Below are 11,858 nucleotides of genomic sequence, written 5' to 3'. Positions count from 1 at the left end.
CTGGACCGGTTCGGCGTCCGGTAGCGGTACACATCAGATCATGACGGCCCGGTCGCTTGCTGTACACCCCCGGAGACACTTCCGTGACACTCCCGAGCTGCGGCGCAGGGCGTGGGGGACGGCCGGGCAACCCCGCCCGTCGGCGGCCGGCCGGGGTGGGCGAGGATGACGGGGATGGTCTACCGCTACTTCTACGACTGCGAGTTCATCGAGGACGGGCGCACCGTCGACCTCGTGTCGATCGGCGTCGTCGACGAGAACGGTCGCGAGTTCTACGCCGTCTCCACCGAGTTCGACGACTCCCGCGCCGTGCCCTGGGTGCGCCGCAACGTCCTGGACAAGCTCCCCTCGCCGGCCGACCGGGCCTGGCGCTCCCGGGAGCGCATCCGCGACGACCTCTACGACTTCCTGGTCGAGCCGATCCGCGACCGCCCGGGCGAGCAGCTCGAACTGTGGGCCTGGTACGCCGCGTACGACCATGTGGTGCTCGCCCAGCTCTGGGGGGCGATGCCGGCGCTGCCCCGGGAGATCCCCCGGTTCACCAAGGAGCTGCGCCAGCTCTGGGACGACCGGGGGCGGCCGACCCTGCCCGACGCGGACGCCGCCCGGCACGACGCGCTGGTCGACGCCCGGCACAACCTCGCCCGCTGGCGCGCGATGACCGCCCGCTGAGCCGCCACCCAGCGGGTCGCCGCCGCTCGCTTTCGTCCCCTCATCTCAGGTTTCGTCGGTTCTGTCCGGGGCACCGGGTCCGGATCGAGTAGACCGAGGAGGAGGGGGGCACCATGAGCAGCGAGCCGACCAGCGTCGCCGACGCCCGGCGCCGGGTCACCGAGCTGGCGCGCGACGCGCGGATCTGCATGTTGACCACCACGGGGCTGGACGGCCGGCTGGTGAGCCGGCCGATGGCGCTGCAGTCGGCGGAGTTCGACGGCGACCTGTGGTTCTTCGCGTACGCGGACTCGGCGAAGGTGCGCCAGCTCCGGGTCAACCCGGAGGTGAACGTGGCCTTCTCCGACCAGCGGCACCACGCCCGGGTCTCCGTCACCGGCACCGCCCAGGAGGGGTACGACCGGGCCCGCGCCGAGCGGCTGTGGAACCCGCTGCTGAAGACCTGGTTCCCGGAGGGGCTGGACACCCCCGGGCTGACCCTGATCAAGGTGCGGGCCAGCTCCGCCGAGTACTGGGACTCGCCCGGTGGCTCCGTGGTGAGCCTGCTGGGCTTCGCGAAGGCGGCGGTCACCGGGAGGCCGCCGCGCGCGGGGGAGAACCACGAGGTGGACTTCTAGGCCGAGCCCCGTCGCCCGTCGCCCGTCGTCCCGTCGCCCGTCGTCCCGTCGCCCGTCGCACCGTCGCCCGCCCTCGCGGGCGACGGTGGGGCGGCGTCGGGCGGGCGGTGATCGCTGACGGCACGATCGACTCCATGTCGCCGACATGGGCTGGTCAGGGACCGTGCGAAGGCGCGATGTCGCCGACACGGAGCCGCGCAACGGCTGCCGTACGTCGGCCGCGCGCCTGGGCCCGCGCATCCGGCCGCCCGGCGGCCTGCGCCCGCTGTGGTGCCCGGGGCGCGCGGCCGGCGTGCGGGCGCGGCGGCTACAGTGCGCACTGACGGCCCGCCCCGGGCCGGCAATGGCGCCGACGGTCTGGACTGACCCATATCCTGGGGCAAAATCGGGCTTTACCTGATGCTTCAGGAGGATGAGCAGATCATGCGAATCGGCGTGCTCACCGGCGGCGGCGACTGCCCGGGTCTCAACGCGGTAATCCGGGCGGTGGTCCGCAAGGGCGTCGCCACCTACGGTCACGAGTTCGTGGGCTTCCGGGACGGCTGGAAGGGCCCGCTGGAGGGTCTGTCGAAGCCCCTCGGCATCGCCGAGGTGCGGGGCATCCTGCCGCGCGGCGGCACGATCCTCGGCTCGTCCCGCACCAACCCGTTCAAGATCGAAAACGGCGTGGAGCGGATCAAGGAGAACCTCGCCGCCCAGGGCGTCGACGCGCTCATCGCGATCGGCGGCGAGGACACCCTCGGCGTAGCCACCAAGCTGCACGAGCTGGGCGTGCACGTGATCGGCGTGCCGAAGACGATCGACAACGACCTCGGCGCCACCGACTACACCTTCGGCTTCGACACCGCCGTCAACATCGCCATGGAGGCGATCGACCGGCTGCACACCACCGCCGAGAGCCACCACCGCACCCTCGTCGTCGAGGTGATGGGCCGGCACGCCGGCTGGATCGCCCTGCACGCGGGCCTGGCCGGCGGCGCCAACGTCATCCTGCTGCCGGAGCGGCAGTTCGACGTCGAGCAGGTCGCCGGGTACGTCGAGAAGCGCTTCCAGCACCAGTACGCGCCGATCGTCGTGGTCGCCGAGGGCGCCCAGCCGCTCGACGGCCAGATGGTCCTGCACAACCAGGAGCTGGACGCGTTCGGCCACGTCCGCCTGGGCGGCATCGGCCAGTGGCTGGCCGAGCAGCTCGAGGCCAAGACCGGCAAGGAGGCGCGGACCGTCGTGTTGGGCCACATCCAGCGCGGCGGCACCCCGAGCGCCTTCGACCGGGTGCTCGCCACCCGCCTCGGCCTCCACGCGATCGACGCGGCCGACGAGGGCGACTGGGGCAAGATGGTCGCCATGCAGAGCACGGACATCGTCCGGGTGCCGCTGGCCGAGGCCACCCGCGAGCTGAAGACCGTGCCGCTGGAGCGGTACGAAGAGGCCGAGGTCTTCTTCGGAAGCTGACGCAGGCGCGGCGCGCGCGACGGTCCCCGGGCCGCCGCGCGCGCCGCTCGGCCCCGCCGCGCAGGCGGGTGAGACCAGTCGGCCCCGCCCGGGAGGCGGGTGAAACCAGTCGGCCCCGCCGCGGCGGCGGGTGAGACCAGGAGGTACGACCAATGGCGGCCGGCGGACACACCGTTGCGGTGATCGGCGCGGGCAAGATCGGCGAGCTGATGCTCTCGGGGCTGCTGCGCTCGGGCTGGCCCGTGGGACGGCTGCTGGCCACCGCCCGGCGACCCAGCCGGGCCGAGGAGCTGACCGCCCGGTACGGCGTCCGGGTGGTCGACAACCTGACCGCGGTGAACGAGGCCGCCGTGCTGGCCGTGGCCGTGAAGCCGCAGGACGCCTCCGCCCTGCTCGACGAGATCGGCCCCAAGGTGCCGGCCGACAAGCTGGTCGTCTCGCTCTGCGCCGGCCTGCCCACCGCCTTCTTCAACCGACGGCTGCCCGAGGGCACCCCCGTGGTCCGGGTCATGACCAACACTCCCGCCCTCGTCGACCAGGCGATGAGCGCGATCTCCGCCGGGGCCCACGCCACCGGCGAGCACCTGGCCCTGGCCGAGGAGATGTTCTCCCCGCTGGGTGCCACGATCCGGGTGCCCGAGTCCCAGCAGGACGCCGTCACCGCGCTCTCCGGCTCCGGCCCGGCGTACTTCTACCTGCTGGTCGAGGCGATGATCGACGCCGGCATCCTGCTCGGCCTGCCCCGCCAGGTCGCCCACGAGCTGATCGTGCAGACCGCGATCGGCTCGGCGGTCATGCTGCGCGACTCCGGCGAGCACCCGGTCAAGCTGCGCGAGGCGGTCACCTCGCCCGCCGGCACGACGATCTCGGCCATCCGGGAGCTGGAGAACCACGGCGTCCGGGCGGCGATGCTCGCCGCGCTGGAGGCGGCCCGCGACCGCGCCCGCGAACTCGCCGCCCAGGTGTAAGGAAGGGCCCCCTGTTAACGCCTGCGGTAGAGAAGGGCGCCCTTCTCACCGCCACTCGGCCCTGACCAGCGGTCGCGCGGGAGCGGTTCCTCTGCTGCGGCTTTCCGACGGGACGCCGCCGGTCACGTTCGACCGTTACACGGGTCAGGAGAGCTGGAGTCCCGCCGTCGGATCCTCAGCAACAAAAATATTGACGATGAAATGCTGGGCGTAGCTATTTGGAAAGCTGTTCTGCATGTCGATGGCAATCAAGTCGGGCTGCGTGCTGTTTAGGCTGCCCTCATCTGGGCGTCGCTGATGCCTTGAGGACTGGGATAGCGTCGATCTTTTGGGCGCTGAGGCTCTCCCAGTAGATGCCGCCGGGGCGCTGGCGTCGCCGGCACTCGACCACCTCGTTCGGAGTGATGATCAGGTCGAGGCTGAAGTCGTGCGACGCCTCGGGGAGCGGCCCGTCGATGATTTGCAACGGGTGGACCGTCGTCGCGAGGATGGTGGATGGGCCGACCAATCCGGCCGCGGTGAGCAGGGCGACCTCGATGTCCGAGTAACCCGCGCCCTTCCCGATCCGCACGCCGTCACGATTGACCGCGACGCTGCCGCACACCACCAGGTCCACCGGCTGCATTTCGCTGATGCCGACCTTCGACGCGTGGTCCGCCGCACCGCTGCCAGTCGCGATGTCGTCGGGCGCTGCATTGAGGTTGGCGGGATCGAGCAGATAGAAGGGCCGTATGTCGGCGATCTTCGGCACCGCCATGTAGAGGAGCTTGCCCTCGGCAAGCGCCCGTAGCCTCACCGGCAGTTGAGCCTTGTCCGGGTTGGATTTGATGACGCTGGCGCTACGCCAAGCATCATGCTGCGCGAGCCGCTCGGCGGCCAGCTCGGCTCCGACGAAGTTGGGGATCCGTCCGTGAGCGCCCGGGGGAAGCGCCTGGCCGGCCTGCTCCAGTCGTGACCAGACGGCTTCGCGTACCTCGCACTTTGCCTCTTCGAGCTTCAAGTGGCCTCCTACGACGGATCGCTCAGTTTTCTGACTTGTCAGCAGGCACCCACGCTCACCTCGCTGGCGTTGACGAGCTGCCCTGCGCCAATGAAGCGACGGGCAACCAACAGGCCAGCGTCATGGGCGGCTGGACCGCCATGGCTTGCCGAGGCGTCTGTGACGAGCCATGGCGTGAGGTCGCGCTCGAATGCGTCCACCGCTGATTTCAGCACGCAGCTTTCGGTGGCTACACCGCAGAAGACGAGGTCGGTCCAGCCCTCCTGGGAGGCGATCTCCGCTCCCTCGCGGGTGAAGTACGAGTAGATGCGCTTGTCGACCACGGCCCGTGCCCGAGCAGCGTGTTGACTCAGTTCGGGCACGATTTCCGTCTCCGGCGTGTGCTGCACCTTCGACCAGTGGATCAGCCTCTCGAAAGGGCTGCCCGGATAGTTGTGGTAGCGGGTGAAGACGACCGGCCGGCCCGTTGCCTCCCACCACTCGACCAGTTCCACGACCTTGGGGATGACGTGCCGGCTCTGATCGTTGATGAAGCCGTTCTGCATGTCGATGACGATCAGGGCCGCTCGTGTACTGCTCATGCGCTGACTCTGTCATCCATCGTCTCGGCCTCGCGAAGCGCCGCCTGGGCCTGTACCAGGCGTTCCGGTAGGCCGCTTGTCGTGACGGCTGCCTGGCGCATCAAGCAGTGCTGGGCCGTCTCCTGCACGCGAGCGGTGGTGAGCCGAGAGTGAGCGGCCCGCAGGAAACGCCAGCCGAACCTCTGGGGCATCACCGGGTCCCGGCCCTCCTCCACCGCTCGCTGGATGTGCCGGCAGTAGGCCCAGAGCATCTGTACGTCGATCTCAAGCGAGAGCAGTTCATCAGCGGTCAGGGCTCGTTCCGGTGAGATCGCGTGGTAGGCCAACCCTGACCAGGCTGCGAAGCCGATGGACACCCCCGGGATTCCGAAGGGTTCGGCAGGGAGCTGGTCGAATCCCTCAGCCAACAAACCCCGCTCCACCTGCGCGGGGACGGGTTGTGGGCGAGGCGTCGCGTGGCGGTTGACCAAGATTGACGGGAGGCTTAACAACCGGACGGCGTTGTCCACGTCCTCGCGGCGGCACGCCTGCTCGTGCAGGACGTACATCGACATCACGTACTCCGGTACCGCCACCTGGCTGTCAGCCTGATCCGACAGCAGTTGTTCGATCTGGTGGGCTGCCCACGGCAGGTCCTCCTCGTAGCTGGCATAACGCCAAGCGGCGAGTTCTGCCAGGTTCGTAGGGGCGAGCTCCTGTTCAAGGTGAAACACCACCACGCCACACGCGAAGACGTGAGCTGTGCACCGACCGCTCGGATGCGGCACCTTCGTTGCTGACACCTGCAGCCACTCGTGCGGGCGTGGACTCACCTGCGGCAACCCGGCCAGGCCCTTTGCTGCCGCTGCCCCGATGTACCCAGGGATGAACTTGTGGGACTGGACACGGTAGCTCCCAGCCACAGCGATAGTCGGCGCGGCGCTCTCGCTCGTCGCAGCGGTAAACCGGCTTACGGCCTCGTCACTGGCCCTGCGCAAAGCCGTGTCGAGAGTGGCCTGCAGCTCCGGTCGGGGCTGCACCGCTTCCCGGCCGGCCTCCCACTTGGACACGGTGCGCTCGCTGACGCCGAGGTGTTCGGCGAAGTCGCGGATGGTCATCCGCAGGGCGTGGCGCAGCTCTCGGGCTTCCCGGCCGCTCCACTTCTGCACGGTCGTCATCCACTCGCCCCCGTCGCTTCGAGACCGGCCAGTCGGCAGCTTAGCGGCTCGACTGCAGAACCGGTACAGCGTAGGTGCAGAGCGTAGTCGTACCGAATGGTCGACGGATTGACCAGGGTGGACGCATGGCCCGGGGCGGGTGCTGTGCTCCGGTGGGGCGTTCCCCCCTCGCGTCTCCGCCGTCCCCGCCCGCCCCGGTGCCGCTCCACTTCGCGATCTCGACGGAAGGGCTCTCCATGACGGCAGTGCTGGACGACTTCACCTGGACATGGGCGTGAGCGGGCTCGGGCCGTACCACGTCGGAGCGCTCGGGCCAACGGGGGTGCGGGACGCGGTGGCCCGGTGGCTGCGGCTGGTGGCGGCGGACGCCGAGCTGGCGCCGTACCTGATCGGGGTCGATCGGGCCCGGCTCGCCGGGCACCTGGCGCTGACCCTCACGGTGGCGCTCGGCGGGCCGGCCGGCGACGTCGCCCGGCCGGCGGCCGGGGCGTGGCGCGGCCTGGGCCTGACCGAGGAGCAGCACCGCCGCGTGGTCGACTACCTGGCCGGGGCACTGTGGGCGCTCGACGTGCCGGCCGGCGCGGTCGACGCGGCCCGGCGGGCCTTCGCGGACGAGGCCGGCTCGTGACCGCCGCCCTCGCCGCGTCGTGGTCGGCCACCATGCGGTACGCCCGCGCGGCGGCCGACCACTTCCGGGGCACCCTGGAGGACCGCTGCCCGGGGCTGCTGCCGGAGCGGATGGCACCCGTGTTCCTCGCCGCCCTGGGCCGGCTGGCCGGCGGCGGAGACGACCCGGCCGGGCGGGCGGCGCTGCTGGCCGTGCTCGGCCCGGCCTACCGCCGCTACGGCCTGCTGCCGCACCGGCAAACCGTCGAGGCCGCGCTCACCGCCACCGTCGCCCGCCACGCCCCCTGGTCGCCGGAGCTGGCGGCGGCGTGGGCGGAGGCCGCCCGGCGGGCGTCGGCGGAGGTGACCCGGGCCGCCGCGCGGGCCCGGGACGGCGGGGCCTGGTGGCCGGCCGAGGTCGTCGACCACGACCGGGCCGCCGACGGCGTCGCCATCCTCACCGTACGCCCGTGGGGGCGGCTGCCGTTGCGGCCCGGCCAGGCGGTGCCGGTCTGCACCGAGCGCTGGCCGGGCCGGTGGCGCTGGTACTCGCCGGCCAACGCCCCGCGCCCGGACGGCACCGTCGAATTCCACGTCCGGGCGGTCGCGGCCGTCTCCCGCGCCCTGGTCCACGCGGTACGCCCCGGCGACCGACTCTGGCTCGGCCCGCCGCACGACAACGGGCTGAGTCTCGACCCGGCGTCGCGGGCGGACCTGCTGCTGGTGGCCGGGGGCACCGGGCTCGCGCCGCTGCGCGCCCTGGTCGAGCAGGTCGCCGAGGCCCCGGCCGGGCGGCGGGTGACCATGGTCGTCGGCTCCCGCACCCTCGACGACCTCTACGACTCGATCAGCCTGGACAAGCTCCAGTGCGCCCACGACTGGCTGACCCTCGTGCCGGCGTTCTCACACGACCCGCTCGCCGAGCCGGGGGAGCGGGGCGACGCGCTGACCGTGGCGCTGGATCACCGCCGGCCGGGGCAGGAGGTCTACCTGTGCGGGCCGCCGCTGATGGTCGCCGGGTCGCGGCTGCGGCTGCTCGCCGCCGGAGTCCCGGCCGAGCGCATCCACCTGCCAGAGCTGAAGGAGGGGCACCCTGTTAACGCCTGCGGTATAGAGGGGCACCCCTCTCACGCCCGCCGCTGCGGCGCGGCGGAGGTCAGCCCAGGGCGGTGAGCGCGGCCGGGGAGGTGTTGCCGCCGCTGAGCACCAACACCGTACGGGCACCCGGGGTGACCTCGACCAGGCCGGCCCGCAGCGCGGCGAGGCCGACCGCGGCGGCCGGCTCGACCAGGAGCTTCGTGGCGTCCAGCAGCTCCCACCAGGAGGCCCCGATCGCCTCCTCGGAGACCTCCACCACGTCGTCGACCAGCTCGCGGACGTGGGCCAGGGTGTGCCGGCCCGCGAAGGGGGCGGCCAGCCCGTCCGCCATCGACCTCGGCCGCACCGGCAGGTGCGCCTCCCCGGTGCGCAGGGCGTGGCCGACCGCGTTGGCGGTGACCGGCTCCACCCCGACGATCCGGGCCGTCGGGGCCGCCGCCCGTACCGCCGCCGCGACCCCGCTGATCAGCCCGCCGCCGCCGACCGGGACCACGACCAGCTCCGGGGCCGGGCCGTCGGCCAGGATCTCCCGCCCGACGGTGGCCTGACCGGCGATGACGTCCGGGTCGTCGAACGGCGGCAACAGGTAGAACCCCCGCTCCGCCGCGAGCGCCTCGCAGGTGCCGAGCAGGTCGTCGGTGAGGACGACCTCCCCGCCGTACCGGCGCACGGCGGCGATCTTCGTCGGCACCGCGTGCGGCGGCATGCAGACCACGGTGGGCAGGCCGAACACCTGACCGGCCCAGGCGACCGCCATCGCGTGGTTGCCCGCGGAGAAGGCCGTCAGCCCGGCCGGCGGGCCCTCCCGCTCCACCAGCGCGAGCAGGGCGTTCAACGCCCCGCGCGCCTTGAAGCTGCCGGTGCGCTGGAGGTTCTCCGCCTTGACCCAGAGGTCGAGGCGGAGGGCGTCGCCCAGCTCGGGGCAGGGCAGCAGCGGGGTCCGGACCACCCGGCCCGTGATCCGCCGCTCCGCCGCCGTGACGTCGTCCGCGCCCACCAACCGCACACCGCGCAGCCTAGCCGCCCCCGGGCCAACCCACCCCGGGGTACGGTCCGACCGTGATCAACGTTCGTCGGGCCGTCGTCGGGGACGCGGCCGAGGTCGTCCGGCTCCGCGCCGTCATGCTGGCGTCGATGGACGGGGCGGAGCCCGCGCCCGGCCCGTGGCAGGAGGCGGCCCGCGAGACGCTGCGCGACCGGCTGGCCGAGCCGCAGGACGCGCTGGGCGTCTTCGTCGTCGACAAGCCGGACCGGCCGGGGGAGCTCGCCGCCGTCGCGGTGGGCACGATCGAGCGCCGGCTCGGCGGCCCGGCCAACCCGAGCGGCCTGACCGGGTACGTCTTCAACGTCGTCACCGACCCGGGGTACCGGCGGCGGGGCTACTCGCGGGCCTGCCTGGAGGCGCTGCTCGACTGGTACCGCCGGCGCGGGGTCGGGAAGATCGACCTGCGGGCGTCGGCGGACGGCGAGCCGCTCTACCGCTCGCTGGGGTTCGTCCCCACCAGCGGCCGGACGATGCGCCTGAGCTTGCCCCCGGCAGACTGACGACGCCGGCCGATCGACGACGCCGGCCGATTGACGACGCCGGTGGACCGACATGGCCGGTCGAACGACGCCGCCGGTCGACCGGCGACTCCTCCCGGGCGTCGGGCGCCCGGCCCGGTCTACGCGCGCGGCCCCGTCTCCAGTGGCCACTGCGTGCTGACCGTCTCGTCGCGGCCCTGCCGGTCGAAGTAGCGCTGGAGGTCCCGGGCCTGCTCGGCGTACCACCCGATCTGCGCCCGGTGCAGGGCGTCCGGCCGCATCCCGGCGATGCGTTCGTGCCGCGCCGCGATCGACCGGGCCATCCCGGCCGCCGCCCGCGCGTCGCTGGCGGCCTCGTGGGCGTTGTCCAGCGTGACCTCGTAGTACCGACACAGGTCGCCGAGCTGCCTGCTGCCGTACCAGCGGGGCTCGACCTCCCGGTGCAGCACCGACGGGTCGATGACGACGGCCCGGCCCCAGTCGACCGCGGGCAGGCCGTGCCGGGCCAGCTCGGTGTGCAGGGCCGTGATGTCGTACGGGGCGCAGAACGCGACCAACGGGGTCCCGTCTGCGATCAGCTTGCCGATCGCCGTGCCCAGCTCCGCCAGCGCCTCGCGGGCCGGCCGGCCGCTGCGTGCCCGCTCGTCGGTGATGCCGTGCCGGGCCGTCGCGTCGGCGGGGATCGGCACGCCGGGGTCGATGAGCCACTCCTGGGTGGACCCATCGGAGTGCACCAGGGCGGCCGAGACGATCCGGGTCTCCATCGGCGCGGGCAGGGTGCCCTCGACGTCGAAGCCCACGAGCGGCAGGTCGTGCCATCCGGGGTGGCGGCCCGTCGGCGGCGCGACCCGGACCGGTACGCAACCGTGGTGGTAGGACTTCCAGTCCCCGTCGACGTTCTCGCGCCGCCCGGCCCCGGCCGGCACGTGTTCCCCGCAGGCGCCGCAGGGCCCGCCGTACTTGTTGATCACTTCTTGGGTCTCCTCGCGAGCTGGCTTCCGAACCAAGAGGTGATCTTCGGGTACGTCGCCGGTGGTTGTCCGTTCGTACACGCCGAGGACCGGTCACGTCTTCATCCCCTGTGGACGACCGGGGTCGCTCGGTGACCGACTGAGAAGGGAACCCCTTTCTACCTCAGACGTTGAGAAGGCACCCTTCCCTACCCCTATCGGTGATCTTCCATAAATCATGCATGCAGTGGTATCTATCTCTAACCACCACTTCCCACCCCCAGGAGTGCGACGTGCGGAGATCCCGCCTCATTACCCTCGCCGTGAGCGTCGCGGCATCCCTCGGTGCCACGCTCGCGCTGGCCGTGCCCGCCCAGGCGTCGGCCAGCGACCACTACGTCGCACTTGGTGACTCGTACGCCTCCGGCGTCGGCGCCGACAGCTACACCGCCGAGAGTGGTGCCTGCAAGCGCAGCACGAACGCGTACTCGGCGCTGTACAACACCAAGGTCAAGCCCGCCTCGTACAAGTCGGTGGCCTGTTCCGGGGCGATCACCTCGGACGTGATCAGCAAGCAGGTCTCGGCCCTGTCGTCGAGCACCACGCTGGTCAGCGTCACCATCGGCGGCAACGACGTCGGCTTCTCCACCATCATGCAGACCTGTGTGCTCCAGGGCGAGAGCCAGTGCGTGGCCGCCGTGGCCGCCGCCGAGGTGAAGGCGCGCACGGAGCTGCCCGCCAAGCTGGCGAACACCTACAACGCAATCAAGGCCAAGGCGCCCTCGGCCCGGGTGGTGGTCGTCGGCTACCCGGTCTTCTACCAGCTCGGCACGCCCTGCGTCGGGCTGACCACGACCTCCCGGACGAGGCTCAACGCGGGCATCAACCTGGTCGACGACATCATCCGCACCGCCGCCACCTCGGCCGGGTTCAAGTTCGCCGACGTGCGGTCGGCCTTCGTCGGCCACCAGCTGTGCAGCTACGGCGAGAAGTGGATGCACGCCCTGAACTTCCTGAACATCGGCGTCTCGTACCACCCGACGGCAGCCGGCCAGGCCGGCGGCTACTACCCGGTGTTCCGCACCGCCGCGGGCTGAGCGGGCCGGCCCCGCGCCGGTGACCACCGAGGCCGCGCGCCCGCCCCGTGAGGGTGGGCGCGCGGCCTCGCCCGCGTGCGCGTCCTTCCCCGACGGCTGACCCGACAGCGCCCTCTCGCGCGTCGGCAGCGCCGGC

13 protein-coding genes are annotated in these 11,858 nt (G+C 72.1%); 8 read left to right on the top strand and 5 right to left on the bottom strand.

Annotated features, from left to right (window positions below; genetic code table 11):
• Positions 1–174 precede the first annotated feature (174 nt).
• The 4 genes from LPU43_RS11475 to proC all read left to right on the top strand — a co-directional run bounded on the left by LPU43_RS11475 (position 175) and on the right by proC (position 3,709).
• Complete coding sequence (locus tag LPU43_RS11475) at positions 175–672, top strand: polyadenylate-specific 3'-exoribonuclease AS (protein WP_229400380.1); 498 nt, start codon at positions 175–177, stop codon at positions 670–672.
• 113 nt (positions 673–785) lie between these two features.
• Positions 786–1,289, top strand: a complete 504-nt coding sequence (locus LPU43_RS11470; protein WP_229400261.1) for a pyridoxamine 5'-phosphate oxidase family protein — start codon at positions 786–788, stop codon at positions 1,287–1,289.
• Positions 1,290–1,712: 423 nt separating this feature from the next.
• A complete protein-coding gene (locus tag LPU43_RS11465) occupies positions 1,713–2,741 on the top strand; it encodes a 6-phosphofructokinase (protein ID WP_229400379.1) in 1,029 nt (342 codons plus the stop codon).
• Positions 2,742–2,893: 152 nt separating this feature from the next.
• Positions 2,894–3,709 (top strand): pyrroline-5-carboxylate reductase, encoded by an 816-nt coding sequence (gene proC / locus LPU43_RS11460; RefSeq protein WP_229400260.1) that lies wholly within the window; start codon positions 2,894–2,896, stop codon positions 3,707–3,709.
• 280 nt (positions 3,710–3,989) lie between these two features.
• On the opposite strand, the gene LPU43_RS11455 is transcribed toward proC, so the two are convergent.
• From LPU43_RS11455 to LPU43_RS11445, 3 genes are read right to left on the bottom strand one after another with little or no spacing between them, the layout of a single operon-like run.
• Complete coding sequence (locus LPU43_RS11455; protein ID WP_229400259.1) at positions 3,990–4,709, bottom strand: 5-formyltetrahydrofolate cyclo-ligase; 720 nt, start codon at positions 4,707–4,709, stop codon at positions 3,990–3,992.
• Positions 4,710–4,747: 38 nt separating this feature from the next.
• A complete protein-coding gene (locus tag LPU43_RS11450) occupies positions 4,748–5,290 on the bottom strand; it encodes a cysteine hydrolase family protein (RefSeq protein WP_229400258.1) in 543 nt (180 codons plus the stop codon).
• Entirely contained in the window at positions 5,287–6,447 is a 1,161-nt protein-coding gene (locus tag LPU43_RS11445) for a helix-turn-helix transcriptional regulator (protein WP_229400257.1), read from the bottom strand. The genes LPU43_RS11450 and LPU43_RS11445 overlap by 4 nt, the downstream gene beginning before the upstream one ends.
• 274 nt (positions 6,448–6,721) lie before the next feature.
• On the opposite strand from LPU43_RS11445, the gene LPU43_RS11440 reads away from it, so the two are divergent.
• Positions 6,722–7,075: a globin family protein gene (locus tag LPU43_RS11440; RefSeq protein ID WP_229400256.1), complete on the top strand. Its 354-nt coding sequence runs from the start codon at positions 6,722–6,724 to the stop codon at positions 7,073–7,075.
• Entirely contained in the window at positions 7,072–8,226 is a 1,155-nt protein-coding gene (locus LPU43_RS11435) for an oxidoreductase (RefSeq protein ID WP_229400255.1), read from the top strand. The genes LPU43_RS11440 and LPU43_RS11435 overlap by 4 nt, the downstream gene beginning before the upstream one ends.
• Here the strand turns inward: LPU43_RS11435 and LPU43_RS11430 are convergent.
• Positions 8,210–9,157 carry a threonine ammonia-lyase gene (locus tag LPU43_RS11430; RefSeq protein ID WP_229400254.1) on the bottom strand — a complete coding sequence of 316 codons (948 nt, stop codon included), beginning with the start codon at positions 9,155–9,157 and terminating at the stop codon, positions 8,210–8,212. The genes LPU43_RS11435 and LPU43_RS11430 overlap by 17 nt on opposite strands.
• A 53-nt stretch (positions 9,158–9,210) precedes the next feature.
• Between LPU43_RS11430 and LPU43_RS11425 the strand changes: the two genes are divergently transcribed.
• Entirely contained in the window at positions 9,211–9,696 is a 486-nt protein-coding gene (locus tag LPU43_RS11425) for a GNAT family N-acetyltransferase (RefSeq protein ID WP_229400253.1), read from the top strand.
• A 119-nt stretch (positions 9,697–9,815) separates the two neighbouring features.
• Here LPU43_RS11425 and LPU43_RS11420 read toward each other — a convergent pair whose 3' ends face one another.
• Positions 9,816–10,646 (bottom strand): exonuclease domain-containing protein, encoded by an 831-nt coding sequence (locus tag LPU43_RS11420; RefSeq protein WP_229400252.1) that lies wholly within the window; start codon positions 10,644–10,646, stop codon positions 9,816–9,818.
• Positions 10,647–10,948: 302 nt separating this feature from the next.
• Here LPU43_RS11420 and LPU43_RS11415 point away from each other — a divergent pair, with 302 nt between their 5' ends.
• Entirely contained in the window at positions 10,949–11,722 is a 774-nt protein-coding gene (locus LPU43_RS11415) for an SGNH/GDSL hydrolase family protein (RefSeq protein ID WP_229400251.1), read from the top strand.
• The last annotated feature ends 136 nt before the right edge of the window (positions 11,723–11,858 follow it).

Source organism: Micromonospora okii, assembly GCF_020884795.1.
GTDB lineage: Bacteria > Actinomycetota > Actinomycetes > Mycobacteriales > Micromonosporaceae > Micromonospora > Micromonospora okii.
Note: the sequence above shows the minus strand (reverse complement) of the source record. Positions and strands in the feature narration are given on the sequence as shown.